20 protein-coding genes are annotated in these 17,344 nt (G+C 72.9%); 10 read left to right on the forward strand and 10 right to left on the reverse strand.

What is annotated here, in order from left to right; all coding sequences use genetic code 11:
* Positions 1-5 precede the first annotated feature (5 nt).
* Positions 6-917, reverse strand: a complete 912-nt coding sequence (locus ACWC94_RS28230; RefSeq protein ID WP_450799926.1) for a DMT family transporter — start codon at positions 915-917, stop codon at positions 6-8.
* On the opposite strand from ACWC94_RS28230, the gene ACWC94_RS28235 reads away from it, so the two are divergent.
* Entirely contained in the window at positions 916-2,349 is a 1,434-nt protein-coding gene (locus tag ACWC94_RS28235; RefSeq protein WP_450799928.1) for an aminotransferase-like domain-containing protein, read from the forward strand. The two genes, ACWC94_RS28230 and ACWC94_RS28235, sit on opposite strands and share 2 nt — an antisense overlap.
* Positions 2,350-2,550: 201 nt before the next feature.
* Positions 2,551-3,144, forward strand: coding sequence for a histidine phosphatase family protein (locus ACWC94_RS28240; RefSeq protein WP_450799929.1), 594 nt, complete (start codon positions 2,551-2,553; stop codon positions 3,142-3,144).
* Here the strand turns inward: ACWC94_RS28240 and ACWC94_RS28245 are convergent.
* From ACWC94_RS28245 to ACWC94_RS28260, 4 genes are all read right to left on the reverse strand, one after another.
* The gene (locus tag ACWC94_RS28245) at positions 3,126-3,572 is read right to left on the reverse strand and encodes a DUF6314 family protein (RefSeq protein ID WP_450799931.1); all 447 of its coding nucleotides are present in this window, start codon (positions 3,570-3,572) and stop codon (positions 3,126-3,128) included. The two genes, ACWC94_RS28240 and ACWC94_RS28245, sit on opposite strands and share 19 nt — an antisense overlap.
* Positions 3,573-3,721: 149 nt before the next feature.
* The gene (locus ACWC94_RS28250; RefSeq protein WP_450799933.1) at positions 3,722-4,162 is read right to left on the reverse strand and encodes a carboxymuconolactone decarboxylase family protein; all 441 of its coding nucleotides are present in this window, start codon (positions 4,160-4,162) and stop codon (positions 3,722-3,724) included.
* The gene (locus tag ACWC94_RS28255; RefSeq protein ID WP_450799934.1) at positions 4,159-4,584 is read right to left on the reverse strand and encodes a MerR family transcriptional regulator; all 426 of its coding nucleotides are present in this window, start codon (positions 4,582-4,584) and stop codon (positions 4,159-4,161) included. The genes ACWC94_RS28250 and ACWC94_RS28255 overlap by 4 nt, the downstream gene beginning before the upstream one ends.
* Before the next feature lie 51 nt (positions 4,585-4,635).
* The gene (locus tag ACWC94_RS28260) at positions 4,636-5,868 is read right to left on the reverse strand and encodes a cysteine desulfurase (RefSeq protein WP_450799935.1); all 1,233 of its coding nucleotides are present in this window, start codon (positions 5,866-5,868) and stop codon (positions 4,636-4,638) included.
* Between the two features lie 94 nt (positions 5,869-5,962).
* On the opposite strand from ACWC94_RS28260, the gene ACWC94_RS28265 reads away from it, so the two are divergent.
* The 8 genes from ACWC94_RS28265 (at position 5,963) to ACWC94_RS28300 (ending at position 12,981) form a co-directional block, all read left to right on the forward strand.
* Positions 5,963-6,583 (forward strand): ABATE domain-containing protein, encoded by a 621-nt coding sequence (locus ACWC94_RS28265; protein WP_450799937.1) that lies wholly within the window; start codon positions 5,963-5,965, stop codon positions 6,581-6,583.
* A gap of 106 nt (positions 6,584-6,689) precedes the next feature.
* Positions 6,690-7,718, forward strand: coding sequence for an N-acetyl-gamma-glutamyl-phosphate reductase (gene argC / locus ACWC94_RS28270; RefSeq protein ID WP_450799939.1), 1,029 nt, complete (start codon positions 6,690-6,692; stop codon positions 7,716-7,718).
* On the forward strand, positions 7,715-8,866 hold the full coding sequence (gene argJ, locus ACWC94_RS28275) for a bifunctional glutamate N-acetyltransferase/amino-acid acetyltransferase ArgJ (RefSeq protein ID WP_450799940.1): 1,152 nt from the start codon (positions 7,715-7,717) through the stop codon (positions 8,864-8,866). Before argC ends, argJ begins: the two co-directional genes overlap by 4 nt.
* Complete coding sequence (gene argB / locus ACWC94_RS28280) at positions 8,863-9,771, forward strand: acetylglutamate kinase (protein WP_450799942.1); 909 nt, start codon at positions 8,863-8,865, stop codon at positions 9,769-9,771. Before argJ ends, argB begins: the two co-directional genes overlap by 4 nt.
* Positions 9,768-10,973 carry an acetylornithine transaminase gene (locus ACWC94_RS28285; protein WP_450799944.1) on the forward strand — a complete coding sequence of 402 codons (1,206 nt, stop codon included), beginning with the start codon at positions 9,768-9,770 and terminating at the stop codon, positions 10,971-10,973. The genes argB and ACWC94_RS28285 overlap by 4 nt, the downstream gene beginning before the upstream one ends.
* Before the next feature lie 7 nt (positions 10,974-10,980).
* Entirely contained in the window at positions 10,981-11,526 is a 546-nt protein-coding gene (locus ACWC94_RS28290; protein WP_360098010.1) for an arginine repressor, read from the forward strand.
* A gap of 110 nt (positions 11,527-11,636) precedes the next feature.
* Positions 11,637-12,224: an RNA polymerase sigma factor gene (locus ACWC94_RS28295; RefSeq protein WP_450799946.1), complete on the forward strand. Its 588-nt coding sequence runs from the start codon at positions 11,637-11,639 to the stop codon at positions 12,222-12,224.
* Positions 12,214-12,981 (forward strand): hypothetical protein, encoded by a 768-nt coding sequence (locus ACWC94_RS28300; protein WP_450799947.1) that lies wholly within the window; start codon positions 12,214-12,216, stop codon positions 12,979-12,981. The genes ACWC94_RS28295 and ACWC94_RS28300 overlap by 11 nt, the downstream gene beginning before the upstream one ends.
* Before the next feature lie 17 nt (positions 12,982-12,998).
* On the opposite strand, the gene ACWC94_RS28305 is transcribed toward ACWC94_RS28300, so the two are convergent.
* The 5 genes from ACWC94_RS28305 to ACWC94_RS28325 all read right to left on the reverse strand — a co-directional run.
* Positions 12,999-13,871 carry a serine/threonine-protein kinase gene (locus ACWC94_RS28305; RefSeq protein WP_450799949.1) on the reverse strand — a complete coding sequence of 291 codons (873 nt, stop codon included), beginning with the start codon at positions 13,869-13,871 and terminating at the stop codon, positions 12,999-13,001.
* The gene (locus ACWC94_RS28310; protein ID WP_450799950.1) at positions 13,868-15,682 is read right to left on the reverse strand and encodes an ABC transporter ATP-binding protein; all 1,815 of its coding nucleotides are present in this window, start codon (positions 15,680-15,682) and stop codon (positions 13,868-13,870) included. The genes ACWC94_RS28305 and ACWC94_RS28310 overlap by 4 nt, the downstream gene beginning before the upstream one ends.
* Before the next feature lie 74 nt (positions 15,683-15,756).
* Positions 15,757-15,966 (reverse strand): hypothetical protein, encoded by a 210-nt coding sequence (locus tag ACWC94_RS28315; RefSeq protein WP_450799951.1) that lies wholly within the window; start codon positions 15,964-15,966, stop codon positions 15,757-15,759.
* An 80-nt stretch (positions 15,967-16,046) separates the two neighbouring features.
* Entirely contained in the window at positions 16,047-16,838 is a 792-nt protein-coding gene (locus ACWC94_RS28320) for an FAD:protein FMN transferase (protein ID WP_450800005.1), read from the reverse strand.
* Between the two features lie 4 nt (positions 16,839-16,842).
* On the reverse strand, positions 16,843-17,344 hold a 502-nt coding region (locus ACWC94_RS28325), incomplete at its 5' end, for an FMN-binding protein (RefSeq protein ID WP_450799952.1).

Genomic DNA, 17,344 nt, shown 5'->3' on the forward strand with positions numbered 1-17,344 from the left:
CATGATCACGACCGCTGTGTGACGGCGATGCACACGAGCACGGCGACGGCGGTCACCGGGGCGGCCGCCGTGAAGTGCTCGCCCAGCAGCAGCGCCGACCACACCAGTGTGAGCAGGGGCTGAGCCAACTGCAACTGGCTGGCCCGCGGGATGCCGATGGCCGCCATGCCCCGGTACCAGACGACCAGACCGAGGAACTGCGAGCCCAGCGCCACCCACAGCAGACCCGCGATGCCGTGCGCGGTCAGATGCACGGGCTCGTACGACAGGGCCACCGCGGCGACGGGCACGCCCAGCGGCAGGCACAGCACCAGCGCCCAGCCGATGACCTGCCAGCCCGGCATGACCCGGGCCAGCCGGCCGCCCTCCGTGTAGCCGGCCGCGCACACCAGCAGGGCCGCGAACAGACAGCCGTCGGCGACGGTGAGGGCACCGCCGCTCTGCGTGACGGTGAAGGCGACGACGGCCGCGGCCCCCGCCAGCGCGGCCAGCCAGAACCGGCGCGAGGGCCGGCTGCCGGTGCGCAGGGCCGACAGCACGGCGGTGGTCAGCGGCAGCAGCCCCACCACGACGGCGGCGTGCGCGGTGGTGGAGGTCTGCAGGGCGAGCGTGGTCAGCATCGGGAAGCCGAGCACCACACCGGCCCCGACCACGGCGAGACCCGGCAGGTGCCGGCGCTCGGGCAGCGGGACCCTGACGGCCAGGAGACAGCCGCCCGCGACGAGTGCGGCGAGGACACTGCGCACGGCCACCAGCGACCAGGGGCCGAAGCCCTCCAGTCCCCAGGCGGTGGCCGGGAAGGTCAGGGAGAAGGAGGCGACACCGAGGGCGGCTAGCCCGGTGCCGAGGCCGTGCCGCTCGCGGGGCGCGGTGACTGCTATCGAGCTCGGAACAGTAGCGCTACTCTGTGTTCTCATGAACCAGCGTAGCAGCGTCAGTGAACTGGCAGAAGAGCTTCGTCGCGACCTCAACCGCTACTCACCAGGTGGAAAGCTCCCATCGAGCCGGGCGCTCGTCGAGCGATTCCGGGTGAGTCCGGTGACCGTCTCGCGCGCCCTCGCCCAGCTGGCCGCCGAGGGGCTGGTCGTCACCCGGCCCGGAGCCGGTGCGTTCCGGGCCGGACCACGCGCGGCCCAGACACCCGCCGGGGACACCTCCTGGCAGGAGGTCGCGCTGAGCGCCGACGGCGCCACCGACCTCGTCCCGCGCACGGTCGACGCCTTCGGGGTCACCGTGTCACTGGCCGCGCCGCCGCCCGGCGTGCTGGAGTTCAACGGCGGCTATCCGCATCCCTCCCTGCAGCCCGAACGGGCCATGGCGGCGGCCCTGGCCCGGGCCGGGAGACGGCCGGGCGCCTGGGGGAGGCCGCCGCTGGAGGGACTGCCGGAGCTGCGGGAGTGGTTCGCGCGCGGCATCGGCGGCGCCGTCACGGCCGCCGAGGTACTGATCGCGGCCGGTGGCCAGTCCGCCCTGGCCACCGCCCTGCGCGCGCTCGCCCAGCCCGGCGCCCCGGTCCTCGTCGAGTCGCCCACCTACCCCGGCATGCTGGCCCTCGCCCGTGCCGCCGGACTGCGCCCCGTCCCGGTACCCGTCGACCCCGACGGGGTACGCCCCGACCTGCTCGCCGACGCCTTCCGGGCCAGCGGCGCGAGGGTGTTCGTCTGCCAGCCGCTGTTCCAGAACCCGACCGGTGCGGTCCTGGCCCCCGGCCGGCGCACCGAGGTGCTGCGCATCGCCCGGGAGGCCGGCGCGTTCGTCGTCGAGGACGACTTCGTGCGGCGTCTGGTGCACGCCGACGCGGGGCCGCTGCCCCGCCCGCTGGCCGCCGACGACCCGGACGGGGTGGTCGTGCACGTCGGCTCGCTGACCAAGGCGACCTCGCCCAGCTTCCGGGTGTGCGCCCTGGCCGCGCGCGGCCCGGTGCTGGAACGGCTGCGCGCCATCCAGGTCGTGGACAGCTTCTTCGTCCCCCGGCCACTGCAGGAGGCGGCCCTGGAACTGGTCGGTTCCCCGGCGTGGCCCCGGCATCTGCGGAACCTCTCGGCCGAGTTGAAGATCCGCCGCGACACCATGACCGCCGCGCTCGCGGCGCAGCTGCCCGAACTCGCCCTGCCGCACATCCCCTCCGGCGGCTACCACCTCTGGCTCCGCCTCCCCGACGGCACCGACGAATCGGCCTTCGCCGCGGCCGCCCTGCGCGCCGGCGTCGCCCTCACCCCCGGCCGCCCCTACTTCAGCGCCGAACCCCCCGCCGCCCACCTCCGCCTGAGCTTCGCGGCCGTCGCCGGGACCGGGGAGATCACCGATGGGGTACGGCGCCTGCGGACGGTCTGCGACGAGGTCCTCTAGGCGACCCGCGAGAAGCACGAGCGGGCCCATGGCCTCCTCGCTGAACCTCGGGGTGTACGACCGGGCCTCGGGGGAGCAGGTGGCGTACGCGCGCGGTGACCCGTCGCGCGGGCGGCCCGCTGCGGTGAGCGGTCGCACACCCGCCGTAACCACCGGGCGACAGCCCTTGACCTGCACCCACTCTCGGCACACCATCACCGCATGCCACTGAGGGTGACGTTCGTCGCCGCCGCGCGCAGCGCCCCGCTGCTCGCGGAGCGCTTCGAGGACGACCGGCCGCTGGACCAGGCCGGCTGGGACGAGGTCCAGCGCGCCGCCGGTGACCTGCTGCCGCTGGCGGCGGCCGAGCTGCGTTACTGCTCGCCGACCCCGCGCAGCCGGGCCACCGGCGACGCACTCGGGTATGCCCCGCTGGTCCAACTCGCCCTGCGGGAGTGCGACATGGGCCGTTGGCGTGGGATGACCCTGGGTGAGGCGATGGCCCGGGAGCCGGAGGCGGTGGACGGCTGGCTCGCCGATCCCCGCGCCACCCCGCACGGCGGCGAGTCCCTGCTGGCCTTCATCTCCCGGGTGGGCGGCTGGCTGGACACCCGGCCGGCGGACGACGCCGGCCGGATCGTCGCCGTGGCCGAGCCCGCCGTGATCCGCGCGGCCCTGGTCTACGCCCTGAAGGCGCCCCCCGCGACCTACTGGAACATCGACGTGCGCCCCCTGTCCGCGTCCACGGTCACCGGCCGCGCGGGCCGCTGGAACCTCCGCCTGGACGGTGTCCGCGCTCAGTCCTCGCGCACATAGTCCGTGGTCAGCAGCAGGTCCTTCGCTGGACCGCCGACCCGCCACACCGTGCGCCAGTGGCCGGCGTCCCGCACGGTGAACTCCCCCCGGTAGAAGTCGGCCGCGCACGGGTGGTCGGCGACATACCGCCCCGAGGTCAGGTCCAGCTGGTGGAAGGGCCGCCCGTCCGCGAACCGCACGTCGGCCGTGCCCGGCGTGGGCCCCGGCAGGAACCGCAGCGTCCGGCTCGCCGGGCGCGCCACGCCCTGCCACGTGAAGGTGCCGGTCTCCTCGTGCAGCAGGCCCCCGCCGGCCAGCGGGGTGAAGCGGACGACCCCTTCGAAGCGGCCCCGGTCGCCGCTCGCCAGATCCCGCACGTCCCGTTCGACGCGCCAGCGGCCGGCGAGGTGCGCCAGTACGTCGGCCACCGGCCAGAACGCGTCGTTCACCACAGTGCCTTTCCGCTCCCCGCCCCTTCGGGCGCGATCGAGCTTAGAGCGTGACCGTGTGCGACGGAGCACGAGGCACGGACTACTGGCCGGTCGTGGACGGCGGGGATGTCATCCAGCTGCGGCGAACTCCGTCACGTTCCCGAGGATCAAGCAGAAGTAGCCGGGGCCTCGTCCGCGGGCTGCTGTCCGAGCGGCAGCAGCCCGCGCTCGGCGAAGACCTTCTTCGCGGCGAAGGTGGCGTTCAGCGCCTTCGGTATGCCGCAGTACACGGCGGAGTGCAGCAGCGCCTCCGTGATCTGCTCCGGCGCGAGCCCCACGTTCAGCGCCGCGTTCACGTGCACGTCCAGCTGCGCCTCGCAGCCGCCGAGCGCGGTGAGCATGCCCAGGGTGACCAGCTGGCGGTCGCGCGGGGCCAGTGCGGGCCGGTCGTAGATCTCCCCGAAGGCCCAGGCGACGATCTGGTGGCCCAGCTCGGGGTTGATGTCGGCGAGCGCGTCCACGACCCGCTGCCCGGCCTCGCCGTCGACGTTCTCCAGAACCTCCAGGCCGCGGGCGAAACGCTCGTCACGGGTGATGCTCTCGCTCATCTCAGCTCGTCCGTCCCCGTCTGCCACGCGTGCAGCAGCCGTTCATAGTGATCGATCTTGTCGTCCAGCGCGACCGCGTTGCGCCTGAGCGCCCGGATGCGGCCGGCCAGTTCGGCGCGGTGCTCTCGGAGCATCGCCAGCCGGTCGGTGACCGTCGCGTCCCCCTCCGACCGCAGCCGTGCGAAGCGCTGCATGTCGGCGATCGACATACCGGTCTCGCGCAGCCGCAGCAGGAACTCCAGCCAGGCCAGGTCGGCCGTGTCGTACCGCCGCTGGTTGCCGGTGGTCCGGCCGACCCGCTCGATGAGGCCGGCCTTCTCGTAGTAGCGCAGTGTGTCGTGCGACAGACCCGTGCGTTCGGCCACCTGGGCGATGGTCAACGACGGCTCGTCATCCTGCGGGAGGGGGTGTCCGCTGGTCATGACAAGAACCGTAGAACCTGGAGTGCGCTCCAGGTCAAGTCTCTTCGTCGATCATCCACCGAAGTACTTCTGGGCCGCCCGGACCCCCTCCACCAGTGCGTCCACCTCGTCCAGGGTGTTGTAGACGTAGAAGCTCGCCCGGGTGGTCGCCGGGATGCCGTACCGCCTGACGATCGGCCGGGCGCAGTGGTGGCCCACGCGGACGGCCACGCCCCGCTCGTCGAGCACCTGACCCACGTCGTGCGGGTGGATGCCGTCGACGGTGAAGGAGACCGCCGAGCCGCGGTCGGTGAGGTCGCGCGGGCCGACGATCCGCACGCCGGGGACCTCGCCGAGCAGCTCCAGGGCGCGGGCGGTGAGGGTGTGCTCGTACGCCGCCACCTCCGCCATGCCCAGCCGCTCCAGGTACTCCACGGCCGCCGCGAGCCCGACCGCCTGCGAGGTCATCGGTACGCCCGCCTCGAAACGCTGCGGCGGCGGCAGGAAGGTGGCGCGGTCCATCTCCACGAGCTCGATCACCGAGCCGCCGGTGAGGAACGGCGGCAGGCCGGCGAGCAGGTCCGCGCGTCCCCACAGCACACCGACGCCGTTCGGGCCGAGCATCTTGTGCCCGGAGAAGGCGAGGAAGTCCGCGCCCAGGTCCGTCACGTCGACCGGGCGGTGCGGCACCGACTGGGCGCCGTCCACGACCACCAGGGTCCCGAACGCGTGGGCACGGTCGGCGAGTTCGCGGACCGGGTTGAGCGTGCCGAGGACGTTGGACTGGTGGGTGAGGGCGAGCACCCTGGTGTGCTCGTCCAGCAGCTCGTCGGCCCGGGACAGGTCGAGCCGGCCGTCGTCGGTGAGCCCGAACCAGTCGAGCCGCGCCCCGGTCCGCTCGGCGAGCTGCTGCCAGGGGACCAGGTTCGCGTGGTGCTCCATCTCGGTCACCACGATCCGGTCGCCGGGGCCGAGCCGGCCCGCGTTGCCGAGCGCGTAGGCGAGGAGGTTGATGCCCTCGGTGGCGTTCCGGGTGAACACCACCTCGTCGGCGGCGGCGCCGACGAACCGGGCGACCGTCTGCCGGGCCTGCTCGTACGCCTCCGTCGCCTCGCCCGCGAGCTGGTGCGCGCCGCGGTGCACGGCCGCGTTGTGGTTCAGGTAGAAGTCCCGCTCGGCGTCGAGCACCTCCAGCGGTTTCTGGGTGGTGGCCCCGGAGTCCAGGTAGACGAGCGGGGCGCCGCTGTCCAGGGTCCGCTCCAGGATCGGGAAGTCCTTGCGCAGCGCGTGCACGTCGAAGGTCACGACGGCTCACCTCTCAGGGTCTGTCTCACGGTTTCTAAAGGAATTCTCCGTGAGGCACGCTAAGCCCCTCTCACGGAGAACTGCAAGGGTTACCATGAGAGATGTGGATCAAGAGGACCCCGTCCATCTGCACCGGCTCCCGGTTCCGGGCGAGGACCGGTATGTCTCCCTCGCGCTGGTGAACACACGCTTCACCGTCAGCCACGGCGAGGTCGACCTGCTCGACGGCACCGAGGCCGCGCACCTCTGGCTGGTCCGGCGCGAGCTGCTGCCCGACCGGGTGGACCTGAACGGCAGGCAGGCCGGGCGGCTGCGCGCGCTGCGCGAGGCACTGCGCGCCCTCTTCGAGGCCCGCGGCGCCCCGGGCGATCCGCCGGCCGGTGCCCTCGACACCCTCAACGCCGCCCTCGCCGCCGCGCCCGCCACCCCCCGGCTCGCCTGGACCCCTGACGGCCCCCGCCGCGCCGACCTCCCCGACACCGGAAACCCGGCCGCGGCCGCGCTCTCGCTGCTCGCCGAGGACGCCGCCGACCTGCTCACCGGCACGGACGCCGGCCAGCTCACCGAATGCGCGGCCCAGGGCTGCGCCCGCTGGTTCCTGCGCTCCCACGGCGCCCGCCGCTGGTGCACGACCAAGTGCGGCAACCGGGTCCGGGCCGCCCGCGCCTACGCGGCCCGCAAGGCCGGTTCGCCTGAGCAAGCTCCCGGAGGGTGAGAAACGGCTCCCGGGAAACGGAAGTCCCGGGCCGGTGCGTACGTGATCGTTGATTGCATAAAGCTGCAGCCCTACGTATAGTCATGCCATCACGAGGAGGGTGGACATGGCGGTACGTGCGGCGGTGGCCGGGGCGAGCGGATACGCGGGCGGAGAGCTCCTGCGCCTGCTCCTCGCGCACCCCGAGGTCGAGATCGGTGCCCTGACCGGGAACTCCAACGCCGGCCAGCGGCTCGGTGCGCTCCAGCCGCATCTGCTGCCGCTGGCCGACCGCGTGCTCTCCGAGACCACGGCCGAGGCGCTCGCCGGGCACGACGTGGTCTTCCTCGCGCTGCCGCACGGACAGTCCGCCGCCGTCGCCGAGCAGCTCGGCCCGGACGTCCTCGTGGTCGACATGGGCGCCGACTTCCGGCTGGAGGACCCGGCCGACTGGGAGACCTTCTACGGCACCGAGCACGCCGGCACCTGGCCGTACGGCCTCCCCGAACTTCCGGGCGCCCGCGCCGCGCTGGAGGGGTCCAAGCGCATCGCGGTGCCCGGTTGCTACCCCACCGCCGTCTCCCTGGCCCTGTTCCCGGCCTACGCCGCCGGACTCGCCGAACCCGAGGCGGTGATCGTCGCCGCGTCCGGCACCTCCGGCGCGGGCAAGGCGCCCAAGCCGCATCTGCTGGGCAGCGAGGTCATGGGCTCCATGTCCCCGTACGGCGTCGGCGGCGGCCACCGGCACACCCCCGAGATGATCCAGAACCTCAGCGGGGTGGCGGGGGAGCGGGTCGCGGTCTCCTTCACACCGACCCTGGCACCGATGCCGCGCGGGATCCTCGCCACGTGCAGCGCGTCCGCCGCCGCGGGCGTGACGGCGGACTCCGTCCGGGCCGTGTACGAGAAGGCGTACGCCGACGAGCCCTTCGTCCACCTTCTCCCCGAGGGCCAGTGGCCGGCGACGGCGTCCGTCCACGGTTCCAACGCCGTTCAGGTGCAGGTCGCGTACGACGGGTCCGTGGGGCGCATCATCGCGATCAGCGCCATCGACAACCTGACCAAGGGCACCGCGGGCGGTGCCGTCCAGAGCATGAACATCGCCCTGGGTCTCGACGAGACGACCGGGCTTTCCACGATCGGAGTCGCACCGTGAGCGTCACGGCAGCCAAGGGATTCACGGCGGCGGGCATCGCCGCCGGGATCAAGGAGAACGGCAACCCCGACCTGGCCCTCGTGGTCAACGACGGGCCCCGCCGTGCCGCCGCGGGCGTCTTCACCTCCAACCGTGTGAAGGCCGCGCCGGTGCTGTGGTCCGAGCAGGTCCTCAAGAGCGGCCAGGTCTCCGCGGTCGTCCTCAACTCGGGCGGCGCCAACGCCTGTACGGGCCCCAAGGGCTTCCAGGACACCCACGCCACCGCCGAGAAGGTGGCCGAGGTGCTCGGCCGGGGCGCCGTCGAGGTCGCCGTGTGCTCCACCGGGCTCATCGGCGTCCTGCTGCCCATGGACAAGCTCCTGCCCGGCGTCGAGACGGCCGCCGCCCAGCTGTCCGAGCACGGCGGCGAGAAGGCCGCCATCGCCATCAAGACCACCGACACCGTCCACAAGACCTCCGTGGTGACGAAGGACGGCTGGACGGTCGGCGGCATGGCCAAGGGTGCGGGCATGCTCGCCCCGGGCCTCGCCACCATGCTCGTCGTCCTCACCACCGACGCCGACCTCGACAGCGAGACCCTGGACCGGGCCCTGCGCGCCGCCACCAAGGTCACCTTCGACCGCGTCGACTCCGACGGCTGCATGTCCACCAACGACACCGTGCTGCTGCTCGCCTCCGGCGCCTCCGGCCTCACCCCCGGGTACGAGGAGTTCGCCGACGCCGTACGGCAGGTCTGCGCCGACCTCGGCCGGCAGCTCATCGGCGACGCCGAGGGCGCCAGCAAGGACATCAAGGTCGAGGTGGTCAACGCGGCCAGCGAGGAGGACGCCGTCGAGGTGGGCCGCTCCATCGCCCGCAACAACCTCCTCAAGTGCGCGATCCACGGCGAGGACCCCAACTGGGGCCGGGTGCTCTCCGCGATCGGCACCACGAAGGCCGCGTTCGACCCGGACCGGCTCAACGTGGCCATCAACGGCGTGTGGGTGTGCAAGAACGGCAGCGTCGGCGAGGACCGCGAGAAGGTCGACATGCGCTACCGCGAGGTGCACATCGTCGCCGACCTGGCCGCGGGCACCGAGACCGCGACCATCTGGACCAACGACCTCACCGCCGACTACGTCCACGAGAACAGCGCCTACTCCTCATGAGCACGACGCGGAAACACACCGCCCTGCCCAAGGCCCAGATCCTCATCGAGGCGCTGCCCTGGCTGACCCGGCACCACGGCAAGATCGTCGTCATCAAGTTCGGCGGCAACGCCATGGTGAACGAGGAGCTGAAGGCCGCCTTCGCCCAGGACGTCGTCTTCCTGCGGCACGCCGGCCTCAAGCCGGTCGTCGTGCACGGCGGCGGCCCGCAGATCAGCGCCGCCCTCGACAAGCACGGCATCGTCAGCGAGTTCAAGGCGGGCCTGCGCGTCACCACCGAGGACGCCATGGACGTCGTACGGATGGTGCTCGCCGGGCAGGTGCAGCGGGAGCTGGTCGGTCTGCTCAACCAGCACGGGCCGCTCGCCGTCGGCCTGACCGGCGAGGACGCGCACACCATCACCGCCACCAAGCACCAGCCCGAGATCGACGGCGAACCGGTCGACATCGGCCGCGTCGGCGAGATCACCGCGATCGACACCGGCGCGATCGAGGCGCTGCTCGCCGACGGCCGCATCCCGGTCGTGTCGTCGATCGCCCGGTCCGAGGACGACCACCATGTCTACAACGTCAATGCTGATACGGCGGCTGCGGCACTCGCTGCGGCACTGGGCGCCGAAACCCTCATGGTCCTCACCGACGTCGAGGGCCTCTACGAGGACTGGCCGGACTCCGACGAGGTGATCAGCCGCCTCACCGCTTCCCAACTGGAGAAACTCCTGCCGGATTTGAGCTCCGGCATGGTGCCGAAGATGGAGGGCTGCCTGCACGCCGTGCGCAACGGCGTCACCACCGCCCGCGTCATCGACGGCCGGGTCCAGCACTCGATCCTGCTGGAGATCTTCACCGACGAAGGCATCGGCACGATGGTCGTGCCGGACGAGGCCGAGGGGGAACCGTCATGAGCAACCAGGAGCTGACCGAGCGCTGGCAGGGCGCGCTCATGAACAACTACGGCACCCCGCGCCTGCCCCTCGTGCGCGGCGAGGGCGTCAAGGTGTGGGACGCCGAGGGCCGGGAGTACCACGACTTCGTCGGGGGCATCGCCACCAACGCCCTCGGCCACGCGCACCCGGCGGTCGTCGAGGCCGTCGGCAAGCAGATCGGGCAGCTCGGCCACATCTCCAACTTCTTCATGGCCGAGCCCACCGTCGCCCTCGCCGAACGGCTGCTGCAGCTCTTCGGCCGGGAAGGCCGGGTCTTCTTCTGCAACTCCGGCGCCGAGGCGAACGAGGCCGCCGTAAAGATCGGCCGGCTCACCGGGCGCACCCGCATGGTCGCCACCACCGGCGGCTTCCACGGCCGTACGATGGGCGCCCTCGCGCTCACCGGCCAGCCCGCCAAGCAGGACCCCTTCCGGCCGCTGCCGGGCGACGTCACCCACGTGCCCTACGGCGACGCCCAGGCCCTCGCCGCCGCGGTCACCGAGGAGACGGCGCTGGTGGTCATCGAGCCGATCCAGGGCGAGAACGGGGTCGTCGTGCCGCCGGCCGGTTATCTGAAGGCCGCCCGTGCCATCACCGCCGCCACCGGTGCCCTGCTGGTCCTGGACGAGGTGCAGACCGGCATCGGCCGTACCGGCACCTGGTTCGAGTACCAGGCCCACGAGGGTGTGCTGCCCGATGTCGTCACCCTCGCCAAGCAGCTCGGCGGCGGGCTTCCGCTCGGCGCCACCGTGGCCTTCGGCCGGGCCGCCGAACTGCTCCACCCCGGCCACCACGGCACCACCTTCGGCGGCAACCCGGTCGCCTGCGCCGCCGGACTCGCCGTCCTCGACACCATCGCGAACGAAGGACTGCTGGAGAACGTCAAGCGGCAGGGCGAGAAGCTGCGCGAGGGAATCGAGGGACTGGGCCACCCGTTGATCGATTATGTGCGGGGTGCCGGCCTGCTCCTGGGTATCGTGCTCACCGGGCCGTGCGCGCAGCAGGTGCAGCAGGCGGCCCAGGAGGCCGGGTTCCTGGTGAACGCGCCCGCCCCCGACGTCGTACGGCTCATGCCGCCGCTGAACATCTCCGACGCCGAGGTGGGTGCCTTCCTCCAGGCGCTGCCCGGAATCCTCGACGCAGCGGACCCGGTGGACGGGGACGGACGATCCGGAGAATGAGACGACGATGAGCCAGGCGCAGGACCACGAGCAGGCGGCGGGTGCCGGACCCGCGGTGCCGCAGACGCGTACCGCGCGGCACCGGCGGATCGTGGACATCCTCAACCGGCAGCCGGTGCGTTCGCAGAGCCAGCTGGCGAAGCTGCTCGCCGACGACGGGCTGAGCGTCACCCAGGCGACGCTCTCCCGCGACCTCGACGAGCTGAACGCGGTGAAGATCCGCAACACCGACGGCGAGCTGATCTACGCGGTGCCGAGCGAGGGCGGTTTCCGCACTCCCCGCGCGCCGCTGGGGGAGTCGGCGAAGGAGGAGCGGATGCGGCGCCTGTCCCAGGAGCTGCTGATCTCCGCGGAGGCCTCCGCCAACCTCGTGGTCCTGCGCACCCCGCCGGGTGCGGCCCAGTTCCTGGCCTCGGCCATCGACCAGGCGGAGCTGCACGACATCCTGGGCACGATCGCCGGCGACGACACGCTGCTGCTGATCAGCCGGGAACCCACCGGGGGGCAGGCCCTCGCGGACCATCTGCTGCGGTTGGCGCAGAACGGTCACTGACCCCGCATGCGGCGGCCCGCGGGTCGGCGCAGAATGGGAATGTGATCTTCCGCGGCGGGCGGGCAGCAGGGCGTGCAATCCCGTGGAGGCCCTCGACCGTATACAGAGGTGTGTCGGGATTCCGGTTCCCCGTGAGCCGCCTCCCGGACGAGGCTCTGCTGTCCGGGCTGGCCACCGGTGATCCGGAACTCGCGGACACGTTCGTACGGAGGTTCCAGCACCGGGTCTTCGGAGTCGCCATGGCGGTCACCCGTGATCAGCAAATCGCCGAGGACGTCGCCCAGTTGACGTTCGAGCGGGCCTGGCGGCATGCCCAGATCTACGACTCGCGCCGCGGCTCGGTCGCCACCTGGCTGACGACCATCGCGCACAACCTGGCCGTCGACGCCGTCCGCGCACGGCGGACCGAGCCGGTGGCGTCCGAGGACCTCGACGCCCTCCTCGGCGTCGTCACCGAGACCCCCGAGCAGTGGGCCCTGGCCGACGAGGCCTCCTCCCAGCTGCGCGCCGCCCTGGCGCGGCTGCCACGGGAACAGGCCCGGGCCCTGGTGATGGCGGGCATCTACGGACTGACGGCCCACCAGATCGCCGAGCGTGAGGGGATCCCGCTGGGCACCGCCAAGACGCGGGTCAGGGCCGCGATGGCGAAACTGCGCACCACCCTCGCGTCTCCGCGACGAGGCGACCATGTCCAGTGACCCGAACTGCGAGAAGCTGCGGGAGATCGGCGCCGAGCTCGCGCTCGGCGTGCTGTGCGGCAGCGAGCGGGCCGAGGCGGTCGCCCATCTGGACAGGTGCGCGGACTGCCGGGAGCACGTCCGGCAGCTGACCCTGGTCGGCGACCGCCTGATCGGCCTGCTGCCGGACAGGGACCCGCCCCCCGGTTTCGAGGCCCGGGTGGCGCGCAGTCTGGCCCAGCAGGCGACGGCGCAGGAGGGTGGCGGGCCCGCGCGCGCGGGCGGCCGTGCGCCCCGGAGCTTCCGTGGCCGTGCCCGCCGGGCCAGGCTGCGGCTCGCGGCGGTCGCCACCACGCTCGCCGTCGCCGTCGGGTTCGCCGGCTGGGCGGTCGGCACCGCCCTCCAGGAGGTCACGGTGAGCGCGCCCGCCACCGCGTCCGAGCCCATGCTGGTGGGCGACATGATCGCGGCCAGTGGCCGGTCGGTCGGCGAGTTCTACGCCCACCCCGGCAGTCACGCCTGGGTTTTCATGTCCGTCGATCTCGCCGGGCGCCGCAGCTCCTACACCGGAACGGTCTCCTGTCTTCTCGAGCGAGCGGACGGCAGCATGGTCCACGTCGGGAGTTTCTCCGTGCGCGGCGGTCGCGGCGACTGGGGCGTGGGGGCCCCCGGCGACCTGTCGGCCGTCCTCCGCGCCCGGCTGACGTCCCCGGACGGCACCGTCCTTGCCACGGCTCATCTGGAGAAGGGCCAGGTGGTCGAGCCGGAGAACACCTGAGACACCGCCCGTCCGGCTCACGGACGGTGCGCCGGGGGCAGCGTCGCCGCCAGGGCGGCGGCGAGTTCGGCGACCGTGGGCCGGCTCGCCGGGTCGATCAGCAGGCAGGCGTCGACGGCGGCGGCGAGCGCGGGGGGCAGCCGCCGCCGGGAGGCGATCGGCGGGGCGGCCCCCTCCGTCCGCGGATACCGGTCGTCCGGGCCGCCGGTGACGTCGCCGTCCCTGTCGCCCCTGCCCCCGGACCCGGTCCCGGTGTGGTCGAACGGCCCCTGACCGCACGCGGCCTCGAACAGCGTGACGCCGACGCCCCACACGTCGGCCGCGGCCGTGAGCGGACCACCGCGGGCCTGCTCCGGAGCCCGATAGCAGCGGGTGCCCAGGCCGGCGGGCGCCGGTCCGGGCGGCCGTGCGACGCTCAGGTCCAGCACCTTCGCATGACCGCGCTCCACCACCACGTTGGCCGGCTTGAGGTCCAGGTGCAGCAGGCCCCGGCCGTGCAGATAGTGGATCGCGGAACACAACTGCACGCCGAGCAGCGCCACGTCCGCCGCGTCCGGCCGGCGCCGCAACCGGTGCACGAGGTGGGACAGCGTCTCACCGGTCAGTGTCTCCAGGACGACGAGCGGCTCCGGCGACGCGAAGACGTCGTAGCCCCGGACCAGATGCGGATGGCTGAACTCCCGCAGCCATCTGCCCTCCCGCAGCAGCCGTTCGCCGAGCTGCGGCTCGCCCCGCCGGTCCGGCCGCACGACCTTGAGCACACAGCGGCAGGCCCGTTCCGCGCTCCAGGCGTCGTAGACGTCCTGCCAGCCGGTGCGCGCCAGCCGCGCCAGGATCTCGTACCCCGGCGCCGGCCTGGTGCCCGGTGCGAGGGGCCCGGGGCCGCTCATGACGGCACCGTGCCCGCGCTGAGCCGGTGCAGCCGGGCGTACGTCCCCTCGACGCGCAGCAGATCGGCGTGGGCGCCGTGCTCCACGACCCGGCCGTGGTCGAGCACCACGATCCGCGTGGCGTCACGGACGGTCAGCAGGTTGTGGGAGATGACGACGGTGGTCCGCCCGGCCATGAGCCGGCGCAGGGGGTCCATGATCCGCCGGCCGGACCGGGCGTCGAGCCCCGTGGTCGGCTCGTCCAGCAGCAGCACGGGCGCGTCCCTGATCATCGCGCGGGCGATCGCGAGGCGCTGGCACTGCCCGCCGGACAGTGTCCGGCCGCGCTGGCCGACCAGCGAGTCGTAGCCCTCCGGGAGCCGCTCGATGAACTCGTGGGCGTCGGCGGCGCGCGCCGCCGCGACGATGTCCGCCTCGCTCGCGCCGGGCCGGCCGTAGGCGATGTTCTCCCGCACGGTGCCGTGGAAGACGAGGGTCTCCTGGAGCACCACCGCGATGTTCTCCCGTACGACGGCCGGGCTCAGCTCCCGCAGGTCGGTTCCGTCGAGGAGGACCGCGCCCCGGTCGGGGTCGTAGAAGCGCAACTGGAGCTTGGCGACCGTGGACTTGCCGGCCCCGCTCGCCCCGACCAGGGCCAGGGTCTCGCCGGGCGCCACCTGGAAGGAGACGTCCGACAGCGACCACGAGGACGTGCCGGGATAGCGGAACCAGACGCCGTCGAAGCACACGTCGCCCCGTGCCCGGCCGATCCGCCGGGCGACCGGCGGATCGGCCACCTGTGGCTGCTGGTCCAGCAACTCGATGATCCGTTCGGCCGCGGCGGAGGCGGAGTAGAAGCTGGTGCCGAGCCGGGACAGGCCGTGGACGGGGCCGTAGAGCTTGCCGATCAGGGCCAGGAAGACCAGCAGTCCGCCCAGCGTCAGCTGCCCCTGGGCCAGCTTCCAGGTGCCGAGACCCATCACCGCCAGCCCGCCGGTCACCTCGATGATCTCGACGACGGGTCCGTAGACGGCCCGGATCCGTGCCGAGGCCATCGCCGCCCGGAGCCTGCCCACGCCCTCCCGCTCGAACCGGCGCGCCTCCCAGCCCTGCCGGTTGTACGCCTGCACCAGGGCGACGTTGCCGAGCGCCTCCTCGGCGACCGCGCTGAGCGAGCCGCTGCGGCGCCTGCGTTCCCGCGACGCCGTCTTGACCAGCCGTGAGAAGTGCCGGGCGGCGGCCCAGAACAGCGGTACGACGGCGAGGGCGAGCAGGGTCAGGTCCCACCCCAGGTACATCAGCAGGCCCAGATAGACGCCCAGACAGATGACGTAGTAGAGGGCGTCCGCCACCCCGGAGAGCAGGAACGTCTCGACCGCGTCGACGTCCCCCGTGATACGGGACAGCAGGTCTCCGAGCCGCCGGCGCTCGAAGAAGCCGAGTGACAGGCCCTGGACGTGCCGGAACACGGCGGAGCGCAGCGAGAGCAGGAAGTGCTCGCCGACCCAGGTGGACGTCACGTCGTCGGCGAACCCCAGCACCCCGGAGCAGAGGATGAGGCCCAGATAGGCGGGTGCGATCCACTCCAGCGGCCGCAGGTCGCGGGGGACGAGCACACCGTCCACGACGGACTTGAACAGCCAGATCTCCGCGGCGTCGACGGCCGGGCCGAACAGGCTGAACAGAAGCAGGGGCACGAGCCATCGGCGGCGCCCGCGCGTGTAGGGCCAGAACCGCCGGAACACCTCACGCGGCGAGACGGTGGGTGCGGCCGCGACGACGGCGTCGGAGCCCTCGCCGACCGCCAGCAGACGCCGCAGCAGATGCGCCATGGGACGAGTTCCTCGGGGACCGGCGAAGCGGACCGGGTCCTCCGGTCCCCGGTCCGCTCAGCCCTGGTGGGTGATCAGTAGCCGCCGTGGCCGCCGTGGCCGCCGTGGCCGCCGTGGCCGCCGTGGCCACCGTGGTCGCCGTGACCGTGGTCGCCGTGGCCGTGGCCGTGGTCGTGGCCGTGGTCACCGTGGTCACCATGGTCACCGTGGTCGTGACCGTGCCCCGACGAGTCGTCGCCGTGGTCCCGGCGCATGGCCGGCATGAGACTGCTGAAGATAGCCATAGTTCCTCCCGAAACTTGCTGCACAGGAGATACGTGTCAGGGCGCACATCGGATGGCTGTTTTCAGAAAAAGTTCCATTTTTAACCCATTCGAGCGGCCAGCCCCCCGGTGCACCGCACCTCGTCCCCGGCCGTGATGAGCAGCGCTTCCACGTCCGGCAGCGACTCCAGCCATGCCAGACCCGCCCGTGCCCCCATCGCGAACGCCGCCGTCGCCCAGCAGTCCACCCAGGTCAGCCGCGGCCCCACCACCGTCACCGACACCAGGTCCGTGACCGCGGGTCTACCCGTGCGCGGGTCCACGATGTGCGCGCCCCGTTCGGCCGTGCCGGACGTCGCCACCGACAGTTCGTCCGCTCCCGCGGTGGAGATCACCGCCGCCAGCCCGCCCGGGCGCAACGGGTCCGCCACGCCCACACGCCAGGGCCGGTGCGGCTCCGGCGAGCCCAGCATCTGCACGTCCCCGCCCCCGTTCACGCTGACCCCGCGCACCCCGGCCACCTCTGCCAGCAGCCGCGCGGCCCGCTCCGCCGCCCAGCCCTTGACGATCCCGGTGGGATCCGGCGCGCCCCGGTACCGGGGGCTGAACCACCCCTGGCTGACGCGTTCCGCCTCGGCGGCGAGGTCCAGCACCCCGGCCACCTCCGGCGCGCACTCCGCCACGGTCAGCTCGCCCCGGGCCAGTCGCGAGATGTCGCTGTCCTCCCGGTAGGTGCTGAAGACCGCGTCCGCCCGGTGCAGGCCGGCCACCGCTGCGGCCAGCGCCTCGCGTACCGCACGCGGATCCCCGCCGCGGACGTCGAAGGAGAAGACGGTCCCCATGACCTCCTCCGCGTGACGCACCGCGGCGGGAGCCTCGGCCGGCCCGGCCACCGTCTCAGCCACCGGCCTGGTCGAGCGCGGACTGCAGCGACTGCTTGTAGCCGGTGCTGGTGTAGGTGGCGCCGGAGACGGCGTCGATGTCCGCGTTCCCGGCCGCGACGGCCTCCTGGTTGAGCCTGGGTACGGCCAGGGCGGTCTTCTGGTCGCTGAGCCCGCCCTTGGGGGCCTGTACCGCCTCCGCCTTGGTGACCTTGCCGCCGGCGACGGTGACGCGCACCTGGACGGGACCGTACTGGGTCTGCGCGACCTTCCCGGTGACGGTGCGCGCCTGCGCGGCCCCCGGGGATCCGGCGTGCGACGCCGGCGCCGACTTCACCTTGTCCAGCGCGGACTGCAGCGACTTCTTGTACCCCGTGCTCGTGTACGTCGCCCCCGACACCGAGTCGATCCCCGCGCTCTGCGCCGCGACGGCCTCCTGGTTGAGCCTGGGTACGGCCAGGGCGGTCTTCTGGTCGCTGAGCCCGCCCTTGGGGGCCTGTACCGCCTCCGCCTTGGTG

Source organism: Streptomyces sp. NPDC001135 (assembly GCF_053598395.1).

Bases quoted from the DNA above. Each gene is read 5' to 3' on its own strand.
- ACWC94_RS28255 (WP_450799934.1), bottom strand. From the start codon at position 4,584: ATGACCAGCGGACACCCCCTCCCGCAGGATGACGAGCCGTCGTTGACC.
- ACWC94_RS28235 (WP_450799928.1), top strand. From the start codon at position 916: ATGAACCAGCGTAGCAGCGTCAGTGAACTGGCAGAAGAGCTTCGTCGC.
- ACWC94_RS28240 (WP_450799929.1), top strand. From the start codon at position 2,551: ATGCCACTGAGGGTGACGTTCGTCGCCGCCGCGCGCAGCGCCCCGCTG.
- ACWC94_RS28285 (WP_450799944.1), top strand. From the start codon at position 9,768: ATGAGCAACCAGGAGCTGACCGAGCGCTGGCAGGGCGCGCTCATGAAC.
- ACWC94_RS28265 (WP_450799937.1), top strand. From the start codon at position 5,963: ATGAGAGATGTGGATCAAGAGGACCCCGTCCATCTGCACCGGCTCCCG.
- ACWC94_RS28310 (WP_450799950.1), bottom strand. From the start codon at position 15,682: ATGGCGCATCTGCTGCGGCGTCTGCTGGCGGTCGGCGAGGGCTCCGAC.
- ACWC94_RS28230 (WP_450799926.1), bottom strand. From the start codon at position 917: ATGAGAACACAGAGTAGCGCTACTGTTCCGAGCTCGATAGCAGTCACC.
- ACWC94_RS28290 (WP_360098010.1), top strand. From the start codon at position 10,981: ATGAGCCAGGCGCAGGACCACGAGCAGGCGGCGGGTGCCGGACCCGCG.
- argC (WP_450799939.1), top strand. From the start codon at position 6,690: ATGGCGGTACGTGCGGCGGTGGCCGGGGCGAGCGGATACGCGGGCGGA.
- argB (WP_450799942.1), top strand. From the start codon at position 8,863: ATGAGCACGACGCGGAAACACACCGCCCTGCCCAAGGCCCAGATCCTC.
- ACWC94_RS28250 (WP_450799933.1), bottom strand. From the start codon at position 4,162: ATGAGCGAGAGCATCACCCGTGACGAGCGTTTCGCCCGCGGCCTGGAG.
- ACWC94_RS28300 (WP_450799947.1), top strand. From the start codon at position 12,214: ATGTCCAGTGACCCGAACTGCGAGAAGCTGCGGGAGATCGGCGCCGAG.
- ACWC94_RS28315 (WP_450799951.1), bottom strand. From the start codon at position 15,966: ATGGCTATCTTCAGCAGTCTCATGCCGGCCATGCGCCGGGACCACGGC.
- ACWC94_RS28305 (WP_450799949.1), bottom strand. From the start codon at position 13,871: ATGAGCGGCCCCGGGCCCCTCGCACCGGGCACCAGGCCGGCGCCGGGG.